The 21,324-nt window shown below is 64.8% G+C and carries 22 protein-coding genes and 1 pseudogene; 13 read left to right on the top strand and 10 right to left on the bottom strand.

All coding sequences use genetic code 11. The features are described 5' to 3' along the window. The first annotated feature begins 1 nt into the window (after window position 1). From SCLO_RS11560 to SCLO_RS11575, 4 genes are read left to right on the top strand one after another with little or no spacing between them, the layout of a single operon-like run. Window positions 2-739 carry a pyridoxine 5'-phosphate synthase gene (locus SCLO_RS11560; protein ID WP_066516881.1) on the top strand — a complete coding sequence of 246 codons (738 nt, stop codon included), beginning with the start codon at window positions 2-4 and terminating at the stop codon, window positions 737-739. After that, window positions 736-1,170: a holo-ACP synthase gene (gene acpS, locus SCLO_RS11565; protein WP_066516883.1), complete on the top strand. Its 435-nt coding sequence runs from the start codon at window positions 736-738 to the stop codon at window positions 1,168-1,170. The genes SCLO_RS11560 and acpS overlap by 4 nt, the downstream gene beginning before the upstream one ends. Beyond that, window positions 1,167-2,060: a signal peptidase I gene (gene lepB, locus SCLO_RS11570; protein WP_066516885.1), complete on the top strand. Its 894-nt coding sequence runs from the start codon at window positions 1,167-1,169 to the stop codon at window positions 2,058-2,060. Before acpS ends, lepB begins: the two co-directional genes overlap by 4 nt. Window positions 2,061-2,079: 19 nt before the next feature. Beyond that, window positions 2,080-3,162 carry an AI-2E family transporter gene (locus SCLO_RS11575; RefSeq protein WP_066516889.1) on the top strand — a complete coding sequence of 361 codons (1,083 nt, stop codon included), beginning with the start codon at window positions 2,080-2,082 and terminating at the stop codon, window positions 3,160-3,162. Window positions 3,163-3,395: 233 nt separating this feature from the next. On the opposite strand, the gene SCLO_RS11580 is transcribed toward SCLO_RS11575, so the two are convergent. After that, window positions 3,396-3,956: an FKBP-type peptidyl-prolyl cis-trans isomerase gene (locus tag SCLO_RS11580; RefSeq protein WP_066516890.1), complete on the bottom strand. Its 561-nt coding sequence runs from the start codon at window positions 3,954-3,956 to the stop codon at window positions 3,396-3,398. 71 nt (window positions 3,957-4,027) lie between these two features. Beyond that, window positions 4,028-4,234 (bottom strand): 30S ribosomal protein S21, encoded by a 207-nt coding sequence (gene rpsU / locus SCLO_RS11585; protein ID WP_004208618.1) that lies wholly within the window; start codon window positions 4,232-4,234, stop codon window positions 4,028-4,030. A gap of 319 nt (window positions 4,235-4,553) precedes the next feature. On the opposite strand from rpsU, the gene SCLO_RS11590 reads away from it, so the two are divergent. Further along, window positions 4,554-4,928 carry a hypothetical protein gene (locus tag SCLO_RS11590; RefSeq protein ID WP_407695307.1) on the top strand — a complete coding sequence of 125 codons (375 nt, stop codon included), beginning with the start codon at window positions 4,554-4,556 and terminating at the stop codon, window positions 4,926-4,928. 74 nt (window positions 4,929-5,002) lie between these two features. Then, window positions 5,003-5,467 carry a hemerythrin domain-containing protein gene (locus SCLO_RS11595; protein ID WP_066516892.1) on the top strand — a complete coding sequence of 155 codons (465 nt, stop codon included), beginning with the start codon at window positions 5,003-5,005 and terminating at the stop codon, window positions 5,465-5,467. A gap of 45 nt (window positions 5,468-5,512) precedes the next feature. On the opposite strand, the gene SCLO_RS11600 is transcribed toward SCLO_RS11595, so the two are convergent. Further along, window positions 5,513-5,911, bottom strand: coding sequence for a DUF1489 family protein (locus SCLO_RS11600; RefSeq protein WP_066516894.1), 399 nt, complete (start codon window positions 5,909-5,911; stop codon window positions 5,513-5,515). A gap of 22 nt (window positions 5,912-5,933) precedes the next feature. Beyond that, window positions 5,934-7,373, bottom strand: a complete 1,440-nt coding sequence (mgtE, locus tag SCLO_RS11605) for a magnesium transporter (protein ID WP_066516898.1) — start codon at window positions 7,371-7,373, stop codon at window positions 5,934-5,936. Between the two features lie 170 nt (window positions 7,374-7,543). On the opposite strand from mgtE, the gene SCLO_RS11610 reads away from it, so the two are divergent. After that, entirely contained in the window at window positions 7,544-7,996 is a 453-nt protein-coding gene (locus tag SCLO_RS11610) for a peptidylprolyl isomerase (protein ID WP_066516900.1), read from the top strand. On the opposite strand, the gene SCLO_RS11615 is transcribed toward SCLO_RS11610, so the two are convergent. The 3 genes from SCLO_RS11615 to SCLO_RS24205 all read right to left on the bottom strand — a co-directional run bounded on the left by SCLO_RS11615 (window position 7,983) and on the right by SCLO_RS24205 (window position 9,634). Beyond that, the gene (locus SCLO_RS11615; RefSeq protein ID WP_066516902.1) at window positions 7,983-8,663 is read right to left on the bottom strand and encodes a hypothetical protein; all 681 of its coding nucleotides are present in this window, start codon (window positions 8,661-8,663) and stop codon (window positions 7,983-7,985) included. The two genes, SCLO_RS11610 and SCLO_RS11615, sit on opposite strands and share 14 nt — an antisense overlap. Before the next feature lie 28 nt (window positions 8,664-8,691). Beyond that, window positions 8,692-9,315: a hypothetical protein gene (locus SCLO_RS11620; protein WP_066516906.1), complete on the bottom strand. Its 624-nt coding sequence runs from the start codon at window positions 9,313-9,315 to the stop codon at window positions 8,692-8,694. Between the two features lie 184 nt (window positions 9,316-9,499). Then, a complete protein-coding gene (locus SCLO_RS24205) occupies window positions 9,500-9,634 on the bottom strand; it encodes a hypothetical protein (RefSeq protein ID WP_255210234.1) in 135 nt (44 codons plus the stop codon). Between SCLO_RS24205 and SCLO_RS11625 the strand changes: the two genes are divergently transcribed. After that, window positions 9,633-10,187, top strand: coding sequence for an outer membrane protein (locus SCLO_RS11625; RefSeq protein WP_066516926.1), 555 nt, complete (start codon window positions 9,633-9,635; stop codon window positions 10,185-10,187). The two genes, SCLO_RS24205 and SCLO_RS11625, sit on opposite strands and share 2 nt — an antisense overlap. 146 nt (window positions 10,188-10,333) lie before the next feature. Here SCLO_RS11625 and ppc read toward each other — a convergent pair. Next, a pseudogene (gene ppc / locus SCLO_RS11630) lies at window positions 10,334-13,023 on the bottom strand (phosphoenolpyruvate carboxylase). A gap of 97 nt (window positions 13,024-13,120) precedes the next feature. Between ppc and SCLO_RS11635 the strand changes: the two are divergent. The 3 genes from SCLO_RS11635 (at window position 13,121) to nhaA (ending at window position 16,393) form a co-directional block, all read left to right on the top strand. Further along, window positions 13,121-14,575 (top strand): ATP-binding protein, encoded by a 1,455-nt coding sequence (locus SCLO_RS11635; RefSeq protein ID WP_066516907.1) that lies wholly within the window; start codon window positions 13,121-13,123, stop codon window positions 14,573-14,575. Next, window positions 14,572-15,039: a low molecular weight protein-tyrosine-phosphatase gene (locus SCLO_RS11640; protein ID WP_066516908.1), complete on the top strand. Its 468-nt coding sequence runs from the start codon at window positions 14,572-14,574 to the stop codon at window positions 15,037-15,039. The genes SCLO_RS11635 and SCLO_RS11640 overlap by 4 nt, the downstream gene beginning before the upstream one ends. 175 nt (window positions 15,040-15,214) lie before the next feature. Continuing rightward, entirely contained in the window at window positions 15,215-16,393 is a 1,179-nt protein-coding gene (gene nhaA / locus SCLO_RS11645) for a Na+/H+ antiporter NhaA (protein WP_066516909.1), read from the top strand. Window positions 16,394-16,517: 124 nt separating this feature from the next. On the opposite strand, the gene SCLO_RS11650 is transcribed toward nhaA, so the two are convergent. Then, the gene (locus tag SCLO_RS11650) at window positions 16,518-17,951 is read right to left on the bottom strand and encodes a hypothetical protein (protein ID WP_066516910.1); all 1,434 of its coding nucleotides are present in this window, start codon (window positions 17,949-17,951) and stop codon (window positions 16,518-16,520) included. A gap of 126 nt (window positions 17,952-18,077) precedes the next feature. Between SCLO_RS11650 and SCLO_RS11655 the strand changes: the two genes are divergently transcribed. Next, window positions 18,078-19,628, top strand: coding sequence for a hypothetical protein (locus tag SCLO_RS11655; RefSeq protein ID WP_066516912.1), 1,551 nt, complete (start codon window positions 18,078-18,080; stop codon window positions 19,626-19,628). A 92-nt stretch (window positions 19,629-19,720) separates the two neighbouring features. Next, entirely contained in the window at window positions 19,721-20,122 is a 402-nt protein-coding gene (locus SCLO_RS22915; RefSeq protein ID WP_123905485.1) for a hypothetical protein, read from the top strand. Between the two features lie 34 nt (window positions 20,123-20,156). On the opposite strand, the gene SCLO_RS11660 is transcribed toward SCLO_RS22915, so the two are convergent. Then, the gene (locus SCLO_RS11660; RefSeq protein ID WP_066516913.1) at window positions 20,157-21,128 is read right to left on the bottom strand and encodes a hypothetical protein; all 972 of its coding nucleotides are present in this window, start codon (window positions 21,126-21,128) and stop codon (window positions 20,157-20,159) included. Between the last annotated feature and the right edge of the window lie 196 nt (window positions 21,129-21,324).

Consider the following 21,324-nt stretch of genomic DNA (forward strand, 5'->3'; position numbering starts at 1 on the left):
GATGACGATCCCCCCCGCGCATCTTCGCCTTGGCGTCAATATCGACCATGTGGCGACCATCCGCAACGCGCGCGGGGGAGAGCATCCCGATCCGGTCAAGGCCGCCCTGCTGGCGGTGAAGGCCGGGGCGGACGGGATCACCGCCCATCTGCGCGAAGATCGGCGCCACATCCGGGACGAGGATATCGCGACGCTGATCGCGGCGCTCACCGTGCCGCTCAACCTGGAGATGGCGGCGACGCGGGAGATGCTCGGCATCGCGCTGAAACACAGGCCGCACGCCGCCTGCATCGTGCCGGAAAAGCGGGAGGAGCGGACGACCGAGGGCGGGCTGGACGCGGCCGGGCAGATCGACGCGCTGCGCCCCATCGTCGCGGCGCTGGGCGATGCGGGCGTGCGCGTCAGCCTGTTCATCGAGCCCGATCCGGCGCAGATCGAGGCGGCGATCAAGCTCGGCGCGCCGGTGGTGGAACTGCACACGGGCCGCTATGCCGAACTCAGCGGCGCGGAGCGGGCGCAGGAATTGCGGCGGCTGTCCGAGGCGGCGGCGCTGGCGGCGAAGAACGGCATCGAACCCCATGCGGGCCATGGCCTCACCTTCGACAATGTGGGGCCGGTCGCCGCCATTCCGCAGGTGGCCGAACTCAATATCGGCCATTTCCTGATCGGCGAGGCGATCTTCGGAGGACTGGAAAGCGCCATTCGCGAAATGCGGCGGCAGATGGACCTGGTGCGTTGATCGTCGGCCTGGGCTCCGACCTCTGCAATATCGAGCGCATCCAGAGCTCGCTCGACCGCTTCGGCGAGCGGTTCGAACAACGGGTCTTCACCGATGTGGAGCGCGCCAAGGCCCATCGCCGCCCCTTCACCCGGGCGGGGACGCTCGCCAAGCGCTTCGCCGCCAAGGAAGCCTTTTCCAAGGCGGTCGGGACCGGCTTCAGGCGGGGCGTGTTCATGAAGGATATCGGCGTCGTCAACGCCCCGAGCGGCGCGCCGACGCTGGCGCTGACGGGCGGCGCGCTCGAACGGCTTCAATCCCTGGTCCCGGCGGGCTACAAGCCGGTCATCCACCTGACGCTCACGGACGATCATCCCTGGGCGCAGGCGTTCGTCATCATCGAAATCCTGCCGCAGGATCATGCGGCGCCAGAGGCCCGCCCCCATCCATGACGGCATCCGACATGACCGAAAACAGCCCGCCGCCCGAACAAGGCGGTGGAACGCCGGAAGAAGAGGCCACTTCGCCGCCCGTCAACTGGTGGCATGAGGTTAGGAGCATCGGGTTGCTGATCCTGGCGGTGCTCGCCTTTCACAGCTTCGTCGCCAAGCCCTTCTACATTCCGTCGGAATCGATGATGCCGGTGCTGTTGAAGGGCGACCGGCTGGTGGTGAGCAAATTCCCCTATGGCTGGTCCTATGTGTCGCCCAGCTTCCACCCGCTGCCTTTCCTGAAAGGGCGCGTCTTCGGGCATATGCCGCAGCGCGGCGACATCGTGATCGTTTCGCCGCCGAACCGGCGGGAGGATTATATCAAGCGGGTGATCGGCCTGCCGGGCGACATATTGGAGGTGCGGGGCGGGCAGGTCATCCTGAACGGCAAAGCCGTGCCGCAAAGGACGCTGCGGCCCATCCGCATCCCCATCGACGGCAACGCCCCCTGCCCGCCGCTGCAATTCCCCGGCGCGCGGCGGACCGGCGCCGGCGGCGAACGCTATTGCGAACTGCCGGTGAAACAGGAGGTGCTGCCCAACGGCAAGACCTATCTCACCATCGACATGGGGCCGAGCGCGCTCGACTGGTATGGGCCGGTCCGCGTCCCGCGGGACCATGTGTTCCTGATGGGGGACAATCGCGACAACAGCGCCGACAGCCGAGCGCCGCTGGAGGAGAACGGGCTGGGCGGGCCGGTGCCGTGGGAAGCCATTGGCGGCCGCGCGGAGTTCATCACCTTCTCGCTGGACGGCGATTCCACCTGGAACCCGCTGAGCTGGCTCCACGCGCTGCGAAGCGGGCGGGCCGGGAACAGCCTGCGCGCGCGGAGCGTTACACCGCCGCAATAGTCATCGAGGGGGAACGGGTTTGAGCGACAGGCAGGTCCATATCGAGGAGCCCGGTCCCAGCGAATATCGCAGCCCCCTGGTCCAGCATGAAATGAAGCGCGCGGGCGTGTGGATCGCCATGGGCATCGCGGTCGCGCTGGTCGTGCTGCTGGCGCAGCCGATCATGCTCATCATGGGCGCGCTGGTGCTGACGACGATGATGGACGGCGGCACGCGGCTGCTGGGCCGGGTGCTGCCCATCGCGCGGGGATGGCGGCTGGCGATCGTGCTGATCGCCGCCCTCGCCTTCCTGATCTATACCTTCTACCTCACCGGATCGAGCCTCGCCGCGCAGGCGCAGGCGATGCGGGCGATCATCGAAACCCAAGTGACCCGGATCGGCGGCTGGATGCACCAGATGGGCATCTCCACGTCGCCGGAGGATTTCAAGAGCCTCGCCAGCCAGGCGATGAGTTCGCTGGGCCGGGTCACGGCCGCGGTCGGGACCGCCGTCGGGGCCATTACGGGCGGCGTGATGATGCTGGTCCTCGCCATCTTCATCGCCGTCGAGCCGAAACTCTATGAACGCGGCGTCGCGTGGATGCTGCCGATGGACAGGCGCGCGCATTTCTACCGGATCGCCGACAGGATGGGCTGGACGCTGCGGCGGCTGATGTTTGGGCGGCTGATCGGCATGGCGGTGGAGGGCGTGGGAACGTGGCTGCTGCTCTGGGCCGGGGGCGTGCCGATGGCGGGGCTGCTCGGCATATTGACGGGCCTGTTCGCCTTCCTGCCCAATATCGGGTCGATCATATCGGGCGTGCTGATCGTGCTCGTCGGCTTTTCGGCGGGCGTGAATGTGGGGCTTTATGCCTTCGGCGTGTATATGGTCGTGCAGATCATCGACGGCTATCTGATCGTGCCGATGGTCGCCAAGCGGGCGACGGACCTCGCCCCCGCGCTGGTGCTGGCGGCGCAGATCCTGTTCGGCGCGCTGTTCGGCATCATGGGGCTGTTCCTGGCCGATCCGATCGTGGCGATGATCAAGGTCTATCTGGAGGAACGGTCCAAGACGCTGGAGGCGGACCGGGCGGATGCCGCCATGCTTCAGGCAGCGTCCTGAAGGAGGAACGGTTCGGCATGGCTGTTTTGGGCCATTTGCCGACACTCCTTCATCCGTTCGGGCTGAGCGAAGTCGAAGCCTTCCACCGAACGAAGTGAGGTGCAGAGCCTTCGACTTCGCTCAGGGCGAACGGGGGTGGGTCGAAGCAGAAGACCGTCCGCTATCCACCCATCACCACGCAAGAAAAGAGGCCCTCAAGGGGCCTCTTCCTGTATCTGCGATGACGGTGGCGCTCAGTTGCCGGGCATGGGCGGCGGGACGGCGCCCTGCTGCATCATCTGCTGCATCTTCATGATGTCCGCGCGCGACTTGAAATCGTGGAGCTGAACGTCGAAGACCAGAACCGAATTGGCGGGGATCGGACCGGCGGCCTGATCGCCATAGCCCAGCTGCGGCGGAATCCAGAGGCGGTACTTGCCGCCCTTCTTCATCTTCTGAAGACCTTCGGAAAAGCCCGGGACAACGCCGTCGACCGGCATGGCCGTCTGCGGATTCTCGTCGAACACGGTGCCGTCGAGCAACGTGCCCTTATAGCCGACCAGGGCCACGTCCTCGGCCGTCGGGCTGGGCCCGGCGCCTTCTTCCAGAACCTTGAACTGGAGGCCGGACGCGGTCGCCTCGACGCCGTCGGCATGGGCGTTCTGCGTCAGGAAGGTCGCGGGCGACGGTTCCAGGTTGCGCTGCCCGGCCCAGGCGAGCCCGCCCGCCGCCAGCACGATCGCGGCGACGCCGGTCCAGAGGCGCGTCAGCGACCCCCTGGCGATGGGATGAAGGGGAACAGCCGTCGTGGACATGGGCGCGCGCCTTGCAGTGGGGTGAGGACTTTAAGGAATGGGCGGCCGCCATGGCCGCCCGTCAGCCGTTCTTAACGGACGCCGTCGCGCTCGGCGCGCTTGCGCTCCAGCTTGCGGGCGCGGCGGACAGCGGCGGCCTTTTCGCGGGCGCGCTTTTCCGAAGGCTTTTCATAGTGACGGCGCAGCTTCATCTCGCGATACACGCCTTCCCGCTGCAGCTTCTTCTTGAGAGCGCGAAGAGCCTGATCCACATTGTTATCGCGAACGATGATTTGCATAAGCCAGTCAATCTCCAGTCGAAAACGGGCGGTCCGCCAGGAATGAAAACCCCTTCCCGGCGGGCCTCCCGAAATGAAATCCATGAGTCGCCGCAGGTCGCCCTGCGCCGTGTGGGGCGCGCCCTACCAGCAGAGTCGGGCAAATTCAACCCCAAAGCCGCCCATTTCCGGCCATTCGCCGCGCGATCGGCCGCCCCCTTGGCGAGGCCGTGGCGGCGGGCGCTTTCCGGCAGGGCGGTCTTGCGGGCGATTTTCCGGCCTTTTCCCGCTCTTTGCGGTTGATCGGCGCGGCGCTTCGTGATTTTCTGGCGGCGGGCGAATGCAATGGAGGACAGGGTTGGCGACCATATGGAACAATCGCGCGGGCGGGAGTCGCCGGACCTCCTTCGCCAGGCGGATCAGTTCGCACCTTGCCGCCGCCCTCGTCGTCTTCTGCCTGCTGCAAATCTTCATCGTCGCGAAAATGGGCGGATCGCTGCTGCTGCATCTGGGCGTCATCGTCGCCATCGGCGGCTTTGCCGTGGCGGCGCGGGGGCTGGAGCGGCGCTGGCAGATGATCGAACAGGCCGCGCTGCCCCATGACGGGCTGGCCTTGCGATTCCGGCGCGACGTGCTGCACCTGTGGGCGGCGAGCCTGATCGGCGCGCTGCTGTGGATTCCGGTGGTGGTCATCTACCGCGCCCTTTTCGGCTGATCGAGGGAGCCAAAACGGCATCCTCCTCGTTCCTTCCCGATCACACCAAGCCCGATCGCAGGAGGAACGACCCCATGGCCAACGCCACGATTTTCGACCGGCTGAAACAGGATCATGACGCGCACCGGCAATTGCTGGCCAAGATCGCCGACGCCGCGGACGAGCCGGACCGGCTCGAGAAGCTGTTCGAGCAGTTCAAGGTCGAGGTGACCGCCCATGCCGCGGCGGAGGAGGAAACGCTCTACGCCACCATGCTGGCGCGGCCGGACCTGCGCGAGGACGCGCAGCATAGCGTGGCGGAGCATAAGGAGATCGGCGATTATCTGGAGGATCTGGACGAACTGCCGTTCCATGGCGAGGCGTGGAAAGGCAAGTTCGCCGACATGAAGAAGCGCTATATCCACCATATCGACGAGGAAGAGGAAGAGATGTTCCCCGACGCGGCGAGGGACCTGGACGCGGAGGAGGAAGGCAAGCTGGCCGCCGCCTTCGCCCGGCGCAAACCGGACGAACTGAAACGGGCCGAAGCGGAGAATTGAAGGGCGATGCGGGCCGATCCGGGACGCCCCGGCTGGAGATGAGGGTCAGAGCAGCCCCAGTTTCGACAATTCTCCCAGCAAGGCGGGCGGCATGGCGTCCAGATCGCCGGCCTCGCCCGATCCGATGTCGGGGGGTGCGTCCTTTTCCTCCAGATAGCGCCAGCCCTGGTGGGGCCGTTTGGGCACGGCCCGCACGGCGACGAGGCGCGGCGCGAGCCTGATCCAGAAACGGCCCTGTCCGGTTTCCTCGAAACCCCATATCGGGCTGCGGCCGACGATCTGGCTGCTATGTATCCAGTAAAGCGAGCCGCCCTTCAGTTCCTCGAAACGCCGGGGCATGTAGCGGGTGCTGGCGCGCGCCTCGTCCGCATGGCTTTCCAGCCAGGCGCGCAGCGTGGCGGGGCTTTCCGCGCCGAAGGCGATCTTGGTGAGGTGGAGGGGCATGGCGCCAAGATGGGCGGAAAACTCAGCCCGTCAATCCCGCCGCCGTCGCCAGGCCGAGGAAAGCGAAGAAGCCCATCGAATCCGTAATCATGGTGACGAATATGGAGGAAGCCACCGCCGGGTCGAGGTTCATCCGGTCGAAGGCCAGCGGCACGGCCGCGCCGGCAAGGCCCGCCGTCAGGATATTGGTCATCATCGCCGCCGCGATCACGCCGCCGAGCTGGACGTTGTGGAACACCAGCGCCACGCCGATGCCCAGCACCAGCGCCACCGTCGCGCCGTTGAGCAGCGCCACGCGGATCTCGCGCAGGATGGTCCGGCGCGTGTTGGTTCCCGTGATCTGGTTGGTGGCGAGCGCGCGGACGGTGACCGCCATGGTCTGGCTGCCCGCATTGCCGCCCACGCCCGCGACGATCGGCATCAGCGTGGCGAGCGCCACCATCCTTTCGATCGTGCCTTCGAAGAAGCCGATGATGGAGGAGGCGACCAGCGCGGTCAGCAAATTGGTGAGCAGCCAGCGCACGCGGGCGCGATAACTGTCCATCACCGGTTCGTTGATGTCGCCTTCGCCGCCCGCGCCCGACAGGCGCAGGATGTCCTCGCCCGCTTCCTCGGAGATGATGTGGACCACATCGTCGACCGTGATCATGCCGACCAGGCGCCCGCTGGAATCGACCACGGCGGCGGAGATCAGCGCATATTTCTGGAAGCGCAGCGCGACCTCTTCCTGATCCATGTCGACCGGGATCAGCGTCTGTTCCCGCTTCATGAGGTCGGACATGGCGACGCCGCGCGGACAGGTGAGAATCCAGGAAAGCTGGCAGGTGCCGATGGGCCTGTGCTGCTCATCCACCACGAAGATTTCCCAGAAATCCGTGGTGAGGTCGCGATTGTCGCGCAGATAGTCGATCACCTGCCCGACCGTCATATGTTCGGGCACCGCGATCAGGTCGCGCTGCATCAGGCGGCCGGCGGACTCCTCCGGATAGGCCAGCGCGCTTTCGATGGCGGCGCGATCCTCGGGGTCGAGCGCGTCGAGGACCGCCTGCTGGTCCGCATCGTCCATATCCTCGATGATGGCGACAGCATCGTCGGTATCGAGTTCGGAGGCGAATTCCGCGACCTGTTCGGGCGCGAGCGAATCGAGCAGGTCGTCACGCACATAGTCGTTGAGTTCGGAGAGAACCTCCGCGCCCACCAGATCGCCGAGCGCGGCGGCGACCGGGCCGCGCCGCTCGGACGGGGTGAGTTCCAGAAGGTCGGCGATGTCGGCGGGGTGCAGCGGCGAGACCAGTTCGCGCGCGCGCTCGCTGTCGCCTTCCTCCACCGCGTCGAGCACGGCGGACACGAAGTCGGTTTTCAGCCGGTCGTCCTCGTCATGGCGGGAATCCTCCGCCAGATCGGCTTCCTCAACAGGCTGTTCGTCCGGCCGGGGTGCGGCCTGATCGCCGTGCTCGCTCATCGCGTCCCCTACTGTCCGGTTCCTGTAACATCGGGCCGCTTTCGCCCATGCGAAATCGAATTGCAATGGGGTTCGGAAGAGGAACGGCGCGTCATATCCCTAAATGCTTTCATCCTTCCCCCGACCCTCTATATGACGGCCATCGACCCCTTCCCCATCAAGAGGACATCATGGCCGACGAAACGCTTACCCTCACCCTCGACAGCGGCGGCGACGTCGTGATCAAGCTGCGCCCCGATCTGGCCCCCGGCCATGTCGAGCGCATCACTTCGCTCGCCAAGGACGGTTTCTATGACGGCGTGGTGTTCCACCGCGTCATCCCCGGCTTCATGGCGCAGGGCGGCGATCCGACCGGCACCGGCATGGGCGGGTCGAAGCTGCCCGACATCAAGGCGGAGTTCAGCCGCGAACCGCATGTGCGCGGCGTCTGCTCCATGGCCCGCGCGACGAACCCGAACAGCGCCAACAGCCAGTTCTTCATCTGCTTCGACGACGCCACCTTCCTCGACGGGCAATATACCGTCTGGGGCGAGGTCACGTCCGGCATGGAGCATGTCGACGCCCTGCCCAAGGGCGAGCCGCCGGCCACCCCCGGCAAGATCGTGAAGGCTAGCGTGGCCTGACCATGCCGTCGGTGGGGGAGATGGCGTTCGCCGCCGCCTCCTCCGCCGGCTGTTCCGGCGGGACATAGGCCCCGATCGATTCGATGTGCCAGCGACGGTCCGACTCGGACGATCCGGGCACGTCGTTGACGCGGCGCAGCGTCACCTGCCGCAGCATATACCAGGGCTTGCCGGTCGCGGCGAGGCGGCCATAGACCTGCACCGGCACGGTCACATAGAGGGAGCCCGCCGCGCCCTCCACCTCGCCGGGCGCGCCGACATTGGCATGGATTTCGCTGAAGCCCCGGAAGCGGGCGGCGAAGAGAACGTCCTCCTCCGACCCGACGGACCCCTTTTCGTTCCAGAGGTCCTGCGCGTCGCCATAGCGTTTTTCCTCGAGCAGGCCGTAATAGCCCTGCACCACCTGCGCGGCGCCCTGCGCGCTGTCGGGATCGATGGCGTTCTCGTCGACGGGCGGTTCCGCCGTCACGGGAAGGCCGCCGGGCGTTCCGGGCGGCGGCGGGGCCAGCGGCTCCATCAGGGCCTGCGCCTCGGCCTTCAGCTCATTGCCCACCTGCGCCGCATTGGCCCCGTTCGCCAGATTGTCGATCGCGCTTTCTTCACGCCCGTCGCAGGCGGCCAGCGCCATGATAGCCAGAAGAAGAACCGTTCCCTTTTGCCATCCCATCAGCCTGCCTGTCTTCCTTTACCATCATTCAGTTCGGATTCTGCCGCCGGCCCATGCGCGGCTGACGCGGGCCGCCGTCGGGACGGGGCGGACGCGCTTCCGGGCGGGCCTGGGGGCGCGGAGACGTTACGCCATCCCGTCCGCCGCGCCAACCGCCCCATCCCCGATTGCCGTCCGGACGAGGCGGACGCGGGGGCCGGGCCGCATTGCCGTCCGGCGGCGAAGGCCGCTGCGGACGCGACCAGTTGCCGCCGCGCGGGCCATCGCGATCGCGATCCCTCCAGCGATCCCGGTCGCGTCCCTGCCAGCGATTGCCGTCCTGGTCGCGCCAGCGGTCGCGATCCCGTCCGCGCCAGCGGTCGCCGCGATGCTCGGCCCGGCGGTTTTCCCAATAGCGGCGCTGGCTCTCGTTCCAGCGATGGCGCCTGCCGCCGCGGTCGTACACATAATAGCCGCTGCCGGGATAATAATAGCCGTCGTTCCAGCCATAGCCGTAGCCCGGATAATAATTGTCATACCAGCCGCCGCCGCCATAATAGCCGCTGCCGACGCTGACGCCGCCATAATAGCCGTCGTCATAGGCGCAGCCCCCCACCGCCAGCGCGCCCGCCAGTCCGATCACCGCCAGCAAGGACCGTTTGAACAGGGCCATCGCCTTTCTCCTTCAAGATAGATTGTCCTCCCTAACGCGCGGCGGTTGAATTGGTTGTGAATGGCCGGGAGATGAAGGCGTCGTTTAGCGGAGGTTCAGACAAGCCGCCTTTCGTTCATCCCAATGACAGAAACCGTTGTATTTGTGCCGCAATTCGGCCGGATCGATGGTATTTCGCGTCGGTTCAGGAAACTTTCAGGGCGCCGGAAGGATTTTCTTTCCATGTTCCCGGCCGCTTCGAGTTCGAGCGCAGGGACATGCCGGGGGTCCACACCCCGGTCGCCATTTTCATCATCAACAACAAAAAAGGGTCACCCATGAACAAACTGCTTTTCGCGGCGGCTGCCGCTGCGTCCTTCCTTCCCGCCGCTGCCATGGCGCAGGACGATGCAGGTTCCAACCGCCGGATCGAACCCTATGTCGGCGTGATGGGCGGCGTGGACAATTATGACAGCGAAACCGGCAAGGAAGGCATTCCGCCCGTCGGCTACAAGGGCCGGATCGCCGAGGGCGTGGCGGGCGTGAACTATAATGTCGCGGGCCCGCTGGTGCTGGGCGTCGAAGGCACGGTGTCGAAGGGCATCAGCGGCGACGTGGACTGGGAATATGGCGTGGCGGGCCGCGCGGGCGTGAAGGCCGGCAAGGACAGCCTGATCTTCGGCAAGGTCGGCTATCGCTGGGTCAATTTCGACGCGCTGGGCCCCGACAGCCCCGATTTCCACGGCACCAGCTATGGCGCGGGCGTGGAACTGTCGGCGGCCGATCTCGGCAGCTCCGCCGCGAGCAGCCCGATCCGCCTGCGTTTCCAGGCCGACACGCTGGGCAATTTCCGCTCCATCCGCCCGATGGCGGGCGTGGTCGCGAAATTCTGACGGCCCGGACAGCATAGGATTGGGGCGGGCATTCCCTTGCGCCCGCCCAATCCCTTCCTCCCCGGAGGAGTCGAGGACGGATCAGCCAATGGACTGCGGGCTGGTTCGTCCTCTTCGTTTGCAGCGAGAAAAAGGCGGAGTCATATCTACCCGCTGTTCCGCAGCGCCGTGGCGATGGCGTTGATCGACAGCTCGATCCCTTCCTTGATGCGCGGATCGTCCTCGCCCGCGCGGTGGCGCTTGAGCAATTCCACCTGAAGCAGATTGAGCGGTTCGATATAGGGCAGACGCAGACGGATGGATTCGTCCAGCTTGGGGTTCTTTTCCAGCAGGCGCGACTGGCCGGTGGCGGCGAGCAGGCCGTCATGCGTCATCGCCCAGCCATCGCGGATGCGCGCGAAGATATCGGCGGCGCGGGCCTGATCCTCCACCAGCGGCAGGTAGCGCGCGGCGATGCCGAGATCGGACTTGGCCAGCACCATCTCCAGATTGTCGAGCGCGGAGGAGAGGAAGGACCAGCCCCGCGCCATGTCGGCGAGCAGCGCCTTGTCCCCGAACGCCGCGATCGCATGGCCGACACCATACCAGCCGGGCAGCATCACCCGCGCCTGCGACCAGCTGAATACCCAGGGGATCGCCCGCAGGTCCTCGATCCGGGCGCTCTTCGTGCGGCTGGCGGGACGGGAGCCGATCTTGAGGCCGGAAATTTCCTGAATGGGCGTCAACTGGCGGAAAAAGTCCCGGAACCCTTCCGTTTCGTAGACCAGGTCGCGATAGGCGGCGAAGGCCCTTTGCGACAGTTCGTCCATCGCGGCGGAAAAGCGCGCGGCGTCGCGGCGGGACAGGCCCTCCGGCTCCAGGCTGGCGAGCAGGGTGGCGCTGGTCATCGCCTCCAGATTGGCCATGGCGACATCGCGCGTGCCATATTTGGCGGCGATCACCTCGCCCTGTTCGGTGATGCGGATGCGGCCCTGCACCGTCCCCTTGGGCTGGGCCTGGATCGCCGCGAAGGACGATCCGCCGCCCGGCCCACCGCGCCGCCGCGCCCGTGGAAAAGCTGCATCGCCGCGCCTGCCTCGGCGAAGACCGGCTCCAGCGCCTTGCTCGCCTTGTAGAGGCTCCAGGTGGAGGTGATGTAGCCGCCGTCCTTGTTGCTGTCGGAATAGCCGATCATCACTTCCTGATGCCCCCGCGCCCGCACCACGCCGGAAATCTCCGGCAGGCCGAAATAGGCGGACATGATCCGGGGCGCGGCTTCGAGGTCGGCGATGGTTTCGAACAGCGGCACCGCCATGATCGCGGCCTGCGGCGGAGCGCCGTCCACGCCCGCGCGCCAGAGGCCCGCTTCCTTCAGGAGAATGTCGACTTCGAGGAGATCGGAAACGCTCTCCGCCTTGGAGATGATATAATGGGCGATGCATGGCGGGCCGTAGGCGCGGTGCGCTTCGGCCGCCGCTTCCACGATGGCGAGTTCGGACACGGTTTCCTCCGAATAGTCCGAAAAGCGCGTGCCCAGCGGCCGGTTGCTCGCCAGTTCGCGGCGGAGCAGGGCGATGCGGGCGTCTTCGTCGAGCGCGGCATAGTCCTGCTCGACCCCCGCCACCTTCAGCAGTTCGGCGACGACGCGCTGGTGCACGTCGCTATTCTGCCGCATGTCGAGCGTGGCGAGGTGGAAGCCGAACGTCTCCACCGCGCGGATCAGGCGGCCGAGCGCCCCGCCGGTCGCCAGCGCGCCGTCCCCTTCGCTCGCCAGGCCCTGCGCCACGGTGACGAGGTCGCGGCGGAAATCGGCGGGGCTGTCATAGGCTTCGCCCCGGAGCGCGGAGGGACGCGGCGGCGCCTGGCCCGCGCGCGCGCCATAAGTGGCGGCGAGACGGGCATAGATGCCGGAAATGGCGCGGCGATAAGGCTCATCCCGACGGCTGGGCGCAGTATCGCCGCTGGCTTCGGCGAGGTCCAGCACCGGCTGGGGCACATGCGCGAGTTCGGTCGAGAGCGAAAGCTCCGCGCCCAGCGCATGCAGCGCTTCGAGATAATAGCCCAGCGCCGACTGGCAGGCGCGCGACAGGGCGAAGCGCAACTGCGGCGCCTGGACAAAGGGATTGCCGTCGCGGTCGCCGCCGATCCATGAGCCCACGCGCAGGAAGCTGGGCGGGCGGGATTCCAGCACACGTTCCCACCGGGCATAAAGGGCGGGCAGCACGGGCAGGAAGATGTCGCGCAGAGTGGTGAGGACATTCTCGATCTCGTCCGCGACGAACAGCTTTTCCCGGCGCAGCGGCCGCGTCTGCCAGAGCAGCGCGATCTGGCGGAAGATCGCTTCCTCCAGATTCTCGCCATCGTCCGTTTCGGTCCGGCCCGCGTCGCGCAGGCGCATGAGGTCGGCGATGCGGTTGCGATGGTCGATCATGCTCTTGCGCCGCACCTCGGTCGGGTGGGCGGTGAGCACGGGTACGACCAGCGCCTCTTCCAGCAGCCTGAGCACGGCGTCGCGGCCGACGCCTTCCTTCTCCAGCCGGTCGAGCGCCGAGGCGACGTCCGCGCCCGGCTCCGCCGCGACGCCCTGCCGGTCTTCGGCCAGATTGGCGAGCATCGAGAAGAGCATGAAACCGCGCACGAAGCTGAGCGTGTCGTCGAGGCTCAGCGCATCGAGGCCGGTGTCGGTGACATCCGCCCCCTGGATGCCCCGCGCCCGGTCGACCGAGGCGGAACGGATATATTCGGTCTGGCGGTAGAGATGATCCCCGCCATAGGCCCGGATCACGTCGCCCAGCAGGCGGCCGAGATAGCGGATGTCGGGGTTCTGCGTGATCGCCGGAGGTGCAAGAGTCGCCATGGGTGGATGCTGCACCGCACCAAATAGCGGGTCAAGCGGAAGCTGCGGTTCGCGGCAGGGCTTGCGCGGGAGGCGCCGGCTGGGCCAAAGGACATGCGTGACCGCCAGTATCAGCATAGGAAGCGACAGCAACGGCAACCCCGTGCTGGTCGATGTGGAGGAGTTGCTCGCCACCCGCCTGCTCGTCCAGGGCAATTCGGGGTCGGGCAAGTCGCACCTCCTGCGCCGCCTGCTGGAGGAAAGCGCCGCCTTGGTGCAGCAGGTGGTGATCGATCCGGAGGGCGACTTCGTGACGCTGGCCGACGAATATGGCCATGTGGTGATCGACGCGGGCGATTATAACGAACGCGAGATCGTGAAGATGGCGGCGCGGATTCGCGAACATCGCGCCTCCGTGGTGCTGAGCCTCGAATCGCTGGAACTGGAAGCGCAGATGAAATGCGCCGCCACTTTCCTGTCGACCCTGTTCGATGCGCCGCGCGACCATTGGTATCCCGCCCTGGTGGTGGTGGACGAGGCGCAGATGTTCGCGCCGGTGGCGGCGGGCGACGTGTCGGACGAGGCGCGGCGGCTGTCGCTGGCCGCCATGACGAACCTGATGTGCCGGGGGCGCAAGCGCGGCCTGGCCGGGGTGATCGCGACGCAGCGCCTGGCGAAGCTCGCCAAGAATGTGGCGGCCGAGGCGTCGAACTTCCTGATGGGGCGCACGTTCCTCGACATCGACATGGCGCGGGCGGCCGACCTTCTGGGGATGGAACGGCGGCAGGCGGAACAGATCCGCGATCTGGAGCGCGGGCGGTTCCTGGCGCTGGGTCCGGCGATCTGCCGCCGTCCGGTCGCGGTGAAGATCGGATCGGTCAAGACCAGCACGCGGGGCGGCACGCACAAGCTGATGCCGCCACCCGTCGCGGCGACGGAGGATTTGCAGGAACTGCTGTTCGCGCAGGGGGAGGAAGAGAGCCCTCTGCCCGCGCCACCGCCCCGGCCCGAACCCGCGCCGCTTCCCGCCGAGGAAGTGATGCGCGCGCTCGCCGCCGCGCCTTCGGCCAAGCCGGTCGAGCCGGAGTTCGACATGGGCGAATCCGACGGCGTGATCGTCGAGGTGCTGGAGGAGATCGTCGCCGACCTGGGCGAAGCGCAGCCCAGCGTTGCGACGCTCTATCAGGATTTCACCGTGCGCTGCCGGATGAAGGGGCTGAAACGCGCGCCCATCGACCTGCCCGCCTTCCGCAAGCGCTTCGCCATGGCGCAGGCGGGGATGGCCGATGCTGCCGATCCGCGCTGGGACGATGCGCTGCGGGCGGCCGAGCCCCTGCCGGAGGATATGCTCGCGCCCTTCCTGCTGATCGCGCGGGCGGCGATGCACGGCCTGCCCTGCCCGGGCGATGCGGAACTGGCGCGCGCCTATGGCACCAGCTCGCCGGGGCGGGTGCGGCGGCTGATCGACTATATGGAACGGCAGGGGGTGATCGTGGCGCGGACGGATTTCGGCGGGCGGCGCTCCATCGGCGTGCCGCAACTGGGGCTTTCGACGGCGGCGGCGGAAGGATGAGCGAACCGGCCGTCCTTTTCGTGTGCCTGGGCAATATCTGCCGCTCGCCCCTGGCGGAGGCGGCGTTCCGCGAACAGGCGGAGCGGGCGCGGCTGGCGGCGATCGCGGATTCGGCGGGCACGGGCGACTGGCATGTCGGCTCTCCGCCCGATCCGCGCGCGCAGGCGGTGGCGCTGCGCCACGGGATTGACATCAGCGCTTATCGCGGGCGGCAGGTGCAGGCGGAGGATTTCCATCGCTTCGGCCATATCTTCGCGCTGGATGGCGCCAATCTGCGCGACCTGCGGCGCATCCGCCCGGCGAACGGGAGGGCCCATCTGGGACTGCTGATGGACCTCGTGCCGGGGCGCGAGGGGACCAATGTGACCGATCCCTATTTCGGCGATGCGACGGGGTTCGACGTGACGTGGAACGATGTGACGGCGGCGGCGGCCGCTCTGGTGGGGAAGCTGCTGGGGCGGTAGGCGCGGCGGCGGCCCTCGTGCCGGACCGGCGCAGGCATGGCGCGCCCATCCATCCCTTTCCCTCCGGGCGCGGGCGCGTTAGGCGTGACGCCATGCCCGGACGCCCGTTTCCCATGCCCACAGCGACCATGCCGGTTGCGCGGCCCGCCTCGGTCCCGACCTTGCAGGATCGGCGATGATCGCGCCCCGCCCTTCGGCGCTGAGGGATTTTCTGCGGAGCGAAGCCGCGGGCGGCATCCTCCTGATGGCCGCGGCGGCTTTGGCGATGATCGTCGCCAACAGCCCGCTGGCCGACGGCTATTTCCATGGCCTGCATGTGCAGGTCGGCCCGATGTCGGTGCTGCACTGGATCAATGACGGGCTGATGGCGCTTTTCTTCCTGCTCGTCGGGCTGGAGATCAAGCGGGAGTTTGTCGATGGCCATCTGGCAAGCTGGACAGACCGGGCGCTACCCGCGATCGCGGCGGCCAGCGGCATGGCCGTGCCCGCGCTGGTCTTTCTTCTGTTTGCCGGATCGACGCCGGGCCTGGCGAAGGGATGGGCGATCCCGGCCGCGACCGACATCGCCTTCGCCATCGGCGTCATGGCCCTGCTCGGCCCGCGCGTTCCGGCGTCGCTCAAGCTGTTCCTGACCACCGTCGCCATCGTCGACGACATGGGCGCCGTGGCTATCATCGCACTCGCCTATAGCGGCGGGATCAGCGGGCCGGCATTGCTGGCGGCGGGAATCGTAATGGGGATCATGGTCATCCTGAGCCGGGCGGGCGTGAAGCGGCTCTGGCCCTATCTGGCGCTGGCCTTCCTGCTATGGCTGGCGGTGCTGCTGTCGGGCGTGCATTCCACCATCGCGGGCGTGCTGGCCGCGGCCCTCATCCCCATCCGCGTCACGCCGGGCGCGCCGGATGCCCTGGATTCTCCGCTTCACCGGCTGGAGCACGGACTGCACCCCTGGGTCGCTTATGGCATCATACCCCTGTTCGGTTTCGCCAATGCGGGCGTTTCTTTCGCAGGCCTTGGCTTGGGCGACATGGTGGCGCCCCTGCCGCTCGGCATCGCGGCCGGACTGTTTCTGGGCAAGCAGGCGGGCGTCTTTTCCGCCCTCTGGCTATGCGTCCGCTCCGGTCTGGCGAGCCAGCCGGCCGGCGCGAACTGGGCGCAGATCCATGGGGTATGCGTGCTGTGCGGCATCGGCTTCACCATGAGCCTGTTCATCGGCGGACTGGCCTTTCCCGATCCCCGGCTGATGGATGAGGTGAAGATCGGCGTATTGGGCGGTTCGGCCCTCTCCGCGCTGACAGGCTATGCGCTGTTGCGCGCGACGGGCCAGCGGAGCGGAACGGGAAGGCCGATATGAGAGGTTAGTTGGAAATGGTGCCGGGGACGGAGTCGAACCGCCGACACTGCGATTTTCAGTTGATATCTATATGCCATGACATATTGAATTTCAAAGCATCTTGAAACCCTGTGCTAGCATCGTGCTAGGCCGCATAGCGCAATTCATCAGGTTCTCGTGCTGCTGTCCTGCTGCGTTGACCAGCAAGCCGGTCCAGCCAGATTTCGCACTGGTCGATATGCCTGACAGGATCAGTCAGCGGCACACGGTCGATACCACCATCAGCGTTGGGGATCAGCTCACCCCTGAACAGGATGTCGATCATTTCGGAAATGATCTTGGCATCCTGAGGGATGCGCCAGCTCTCATTGCCGAAGAAACCTTCATGGGCGCGGTGATGGGCTTCGACAAAGGCCTGCACATTATGGTGCATCAGCAGCGGAGAACTGTCCCCGTCGAGGTCCGACGTGCCGCTGCTGCCGGGGCAGATGTCCGCCATGGTCAGGGCATTGCCGAGCGGCCGAAGCGCGGCAATGCGCTCGCGGCTCAGGGACCGCGCCTTACGCGCCATTTTCGCATGACAGAAGGCGTTGACGGTCTTCGGCAGGTCCGCTGCCGGGACGGTCGAGACATTGGTGGTTCGGAACGTCCAGCCATATTCATCGAACATATGGCCGACGATCATGCCGTTCTTGGCGGCGTTGATGAACGGGCTGGCGCTGTCGAAGCTGATCTGGAAATGCTCATAGCCCCAATGCTCCCGAACACATCGCTGCACCTTGGTCAGCAGACAGCCGATTTCGAGGGTAGAGACACCCAACACATGAACCCAGTCACATTGATGAAGCAGGCCATCCCTGTGAAGATCGACAAGACGCCGGAGCAATAGGCTGAAATGGTTCTGATGCGCGCCCGCGAAGGCGATGCCCTCGAAGGGATAATGTTTGACCGCCTCGTACCAGGTCTTGCTCTCGGCCTCGTTTCGGCCCTGAAGCACATTGAGCAGCCCGGTCGCGCCATGGGTGCGTTCGGCCACGAACTGGTCATTGTTGATCCGGGTCTGGAGCAGGCAGGCGTTGAAATCGAGCGACTGGCCGTTGGCCTTGCACATGGCCTGTAGATCATGCCCCTCCCCGATCAGGCGCGCGACATGCTCTTTCATAAACCCCGCTGCAATACCCCCGGTTGGAAAGTCCAGAACCATCGACCAGTCCGCAACGCCCTCCATCCATTTCAGCATCCGGCGGGCAGTTATATCCTTCTCGAATTCGATGGTCCCGCGCGACACCTGAAAGCCGCCGCTATCACCCAAGATGATGGTTTCGGCGCGATCCCGTTGCGCGACCATGCAGGCTTTGGGCTTCATCGCTTCGGTTCGGATCACCTGACCCGCGCTGTAGAGGCCGAAGGGATAGCAGAAATAAGGATTGCCCGACCGGAGAAAGTCCAGATCATCCGGCACCAAGCTGGCAATCTGGCGCTTGAATCGCCCGTTTTTGGCGAAGTCAGCATAGGTGGCGCTGATCGCGGGAAGGTAGATAGCGCGGTTTGCGGCCGATAGTCCGGCTTTGGTCAGCATGGGGAGGGTCTCCTTGGATCACCCGCCATGCCTGCGCCATTATTGAAAAATGATGAGCGAGCAACACGCAACTCTTTGAAAAGATTTTAGCCGCTAAAGATTCCCGGACCATCATCCGAGGACATCATGCCGCTTTCCCTGACGAAGAATTCCCTCGAAGGCCAGCTTGAACAGATGCAAAGCGCCTTCGAGACGATCCGCCATAAAGCGCAAGATTATGAGCAGCATGAGAAGGGCACCATCGCCAAGCTCTATGCGACGCTCACCGATCTCTATTCCTTCGGCGAGACGATCCGGGCTGCGATGGATGAGGATGGCAATCCATTAACGCAGCAGTTTATCATCCATCGCGGCGGGAAGTGGAACAGGCCAGCGCAGGCCAATCCCTATATCGCTCTGCTCGGCCTGACGTTCAGTGGTCTGTCGGCACCGTTGAAATCGCAATATGCCCAGGTGCTGCATCATGCCCACAGGACGAATGTTCCCGTCAAGGATTTCGGGCGATGGCTGATCGCGGGCAACGGGATCAAGGGGCGGCTGGAAGAAGCCACCGAACTGACCGGCGGCACGGCGCGGCAGATCAACGCCAAGGCCAGACTATCCCGGCTGGCTCATGCGAAATCACTTCTGAGCGGTGGCCCCCGGTCCACGCCCGTGTCGTTGCCGGTGGCAACCACGCACAAGGGTTTTGCGACCGTGCTGGTGGAAATCGACGGCAACAACAATGCGTCCATCCTGCGTGTGCTGGATACGGAGGACAGCAGGATCGACCCGCTGCTCCTGAAACTGGAACCGGGCACGGCGACGGCGCTGGACATGTCGGCGCAGCGTCCCTTGGGCAGATTGCACCGGGCCATCAACCTGATCCTGAGCCTGATCGACATCAGAGGGCTGAGCGACGTTCATATCCGGATCGTCAATCGCATGGAGCGTGGGCGCTCCATTTGCTGCGTTCAGGCTGTCGCGACCACCTACAGCTATATGTGGGCAGGGTTTGTGCTGGAAGGCCATCTGCCCATGTTACCGGTCAATCATATCCTTGCGCTTGATATGAGCGGCGCGCAGGATTTCCAGAGCAGCTTTGCCCAGTTCGAGGATTGGGACATCTTGGCGGGAACAGCCGGTTATGCGCTTGTCGCGGCTAGCCCCCTGACGAAAACCATAGCCTTGTCGTCTTTGCCATCAGACAAAGGGTTTCGCGTCGGTGCACCTATTGCGATAGGGGAAGATGCGTTCACATTGGATCAGGCGCGGACGGGCGATGTCCTTGCATTCATCGACCAATGGCGGGCGGACACCAAACGGCAGAACGCGCAGCGCAAGATTCTACGGCAATCGCCCCGCCGACTGGCGATGCGTCTGAGCCATGGCGGGCTTCAGCTTGTCCGCGACGATGCGCCCAATATCATGACGGATTTCCTGTCCACCAAGCGCCGCAACGGCTTTGCGGAACCGCGTTGGCTGGCCGTGGCCGATGTCGAGCGGGTTTGCCGGACCTTTGGCACCCATGAATGCGATGCGACGGGCTGGTTCATGGACAGCGACGTGGCCGATGCCGCCTTGCAGTTCACCGCCGTTTTTATGGCTGCGGATGGGACGCAGGATGTCCTCACCCTCCTGCTTCCTACCGTCATTAGCAATGGGATGCATTATGCCCAGTGCTGCGCGGACATATAGGAAGCTAACGCGAGAGTGGGAGCGGACTGGCGCCCCGAGCAGTGCCAAGATAAAGCGGACGAACGTCAACGCAACCTAACGGGATAGTGATAATGGGCCTGTTCGATTTAAACTCCTTTCTGGCGGTTGGCGGATTTATTATTGGCGTAGTCGGATTGCTATATGCCTTTTACCAAGGATCTGAGAAGAAAAAATTGGAGGGATTTGTCAAATCTCAAAATTGGCATCTTTATTCGAAAACAAACAATGCAAATGGCCAGCTTCAATTAGCCGTCAAGCTATATCGGGAAAGGTATAAGGATAAATTAGATCCGGATGTATTAGCCAATTTAGAAAAATCAGATGCTTGGTGTCAGGATGTTTTTAAAGAAGTAATTCGGCAAATTCAGCTTTCGGAAAAAGCCTTTGATAGCACACTGATTGACCATTGGATTAGCACAGGAAAAATAAATGAGCATCACGCTAACGCTCTATTCCGAAATCTGATCCCCTAGGACAAATGATAATGGTGGAGCATCTGCCTAGCAATTATATCGCTGGCACATGACGCCGCTTTCCTTGCTTCGTTGTCCCCGTTCTGCCCAGATCGCAAAACGCCTTGGCCTCGCACAAGCTACACAGCGGTGTCTCACCGCAGATGGTTCGCGCATAGCCATTGGCCTCGTCATCGACCTGACCCATCTTCACGATGACGATGTCCAAGGCCCGCATGGAAATGCCGGTAGCCTTGGAAATCTCGGCCATGCGCCTTTGCAGGGACCAGTTGAAATGATCGTTCTGGCCCAGTTGCCGCGCCATTGCGGTCGTCATGTTGGATTCGACGGGATGCCATCTGCGCGTACCTGTCCGTTCGTTCCGCACCTCATATTCCGTCATGATGCCCATGCGCGCGACAAGCCGGTTGAGAACCTGATCGGGCTTCACCACCGCGAAGCCCAGTTCCATCATCAGATGGAAGGTCGTGACGGCACCATAGCCAAGATGGCTGGCGAGCTTCGCGTATATTTTCCGCCGCCCTTCCCATGACAGGGGATCGGCCCCAGCAAGCAACCATTCCATGAATGTGCGCTCGCGAGCAACCTTGGTCTGCGCGAGAGTGCGCGCTGCTTTCACCACTTTTTCAAGATAGTCGCGTTCCGACATGACCTCATCGAGGAAAGCCCGGAACTGCCTGCCGGTGTCCGGCTCCCAATCAGTACCCAGAAAATCCCGATAATTGCCAAGACGCGCCTGCATCTCTGCCTCGTGCTGGCGGATACGATCCACCGGGCGATGCGCGTAGAAGGGCTTGGTGCAGGTGCGGCTCCAGAACGCATCGTCGCTCATGGCTGGGTCGAACGCCAGCTTCTCCGCTGCGCCGATCTCGGCCAGAATCTTGGCGCGTCGTTGCTCCACGATTTCGGGAAAATTCTCGGCTTCCTGTCGCGAACGCGCCGCCGCCTTGTTGATCAGGGTGGACCGCAGGCCTGCCATCAGTTGAACCCAGTCTTTTCCGGCCATGCTGCACCCCTTATTGTCCGACGCGTCTGATGGCCGAACAGAGGTTGCCAATTGCCTACCGGCTGGCCGGAAAAGTTTAGCGGTTAAAGATTTCCGGCTGCAAGAATAATGACATGGCGAGACGGGAGCGCATATCGTGTGATGATGCAGCGGGACAACGCCCCGCGCTAAATATTCTGAACGGTGGGTGCATTCG

This window comes from Sphingobium cloacae (assembly GCF_002355855.1).
Lineage (GTDB): Bacteria > Pseudomonadota > Alphaproteobacteria > Sphingomonadales > Sphingomonadaceae > Sphingobium > Sphingobium cloacae.

Bases quoted from the DNA above. Each gene is read 5' to 3' on its own strand.
- SCLO_RS11560 (WP_066516881.1), top strand. From the start codon at position 2: ATGACGATCCCCCCCGCGCATCTTCGCCTTGGCGTCAATATCGACCAT.
- lepB (WP_066516885.1), top strand. From the start codon at position 1,167: ATGACGGCATCCGACATGACCGAAAACAGCCCGCCGCCCGAACAAGGC.
- SCLO_RS11580 (WP_066516890.1), bottom strand. From the start codon at position 3,956: ATGTCCACGACGGCTGTTCCCCTTCATCCCATCGCCAGGGGGTCGCTG.
- rpsU (WP_004208618.1), bottom strand. From the start codon at position 4,234: ATGCAAATCATCGTTCGCGATAACAATGTGGATCAGGCTCTTCGCGCT.
- SCLO_RS11590 (WP_407695307.1), top strand. From the start codon at position 4,554: ATGCAATGGAGGACAGGGTTGGCGACCATATGGAACAATCGCGCGGGC.
- SCLO_RS11595 (WP_066516892.1), top strand. From the start codon at position 5,003: ATGGCCAACGCCACGATTTTCGACCGGCTGAAACAGGATCATGACGCG.
- SCLO_RS11600 (WP_066516894.1), bottom strand. From the start codon at position 5,911: ATGCCCCTCCACCTCACCAAGATCGCCTTCGGCGCGGAAAGCCCCGCC.
- mgtE (WP_066516898.1), bottom strand. From the start codon at position 7,373: ATGAGCGAGCACGGCGATCAGGCCGCACCCCGGCCGGACGAACAGCCT.
- SCLO_RS11610 (WP_066516900.1), top strand. From the start codon at position 7,544: ATGGCCGACGAAACGCTTACCCTCACCCTCGACAGCGGCGGCGACGTC.
- SCLO_RS11615 (WP_066516902.1), bottom strand. From the start codon at position 8,663: ATGGGATGGCAAAAGGGAACGGTTCTTCTTCTGGCTATCATGGCGCTG.
- SCLO_RS11620 (WP_066516906.1), bottom strand. From the start codon at position 9,315: ATGGCCCTGTTCAAACGGTCCTTGCTGGCGGTGATCGGACTGGCGGGC.
- SCLO_RS11625 (WP_066516926.1), top strand. From the start codon at position 9,633: ATGAACAAACTGCTTTTCGCGGCGGCTGCCGCTGCGTCCTTCCTTCCC.
- SCLO_RS24205 (WP_255210234.1), bottom strand. From the start codon at position 9,634: ATGGGTGACCCTTTTTTGTTGTTGATGATGAAAATGGCGACCGGGGTG.
- SCLO_RS11640 (WP_066516908.1), top strand. From the start codon at position 14,572: ATGAGCGAACCGGCCGTCCTTTTCGTGTGCCTGGGCAATATCTGCCGC.
- nhaA (WP_066516909.1), top strand. From the start codon at position 15,215: ATGATCGCGCCCCGCCCTTCGGCGCTGAGGGATTTTCTGCGGAGCGAA.
- SCLO_RS11650 (WP_066516910.1), bottom strand. From the start codon at position 17,951: ATGCTGACCAAAGCCGGACTATCGGCCGCAAACCGCGCTATCTACCTT.
- SCLO_RS11655 (WP_066516912.1), top strand. From the start codon at position 18,078: ATGCCGCTTTCCCTGACGAAGAATTCCCTCGAAGGCCAGCTTGAACAG.
- SCLO_RS22915 (WP_123905485.1), top strand. From the start codon at position 19,721: ATGGGCCTGTTCGATTTAAACTCCTTTCTGGCGGTTGGCGGATTTATT.
- SCLO_RS11660 (WP_066516913.1), bottom strand. From the start codon at position 21,128: ATGGCCGGAAAAGACTGGGTTCAACTGATGGCAGGCCTGCGGTCCACC.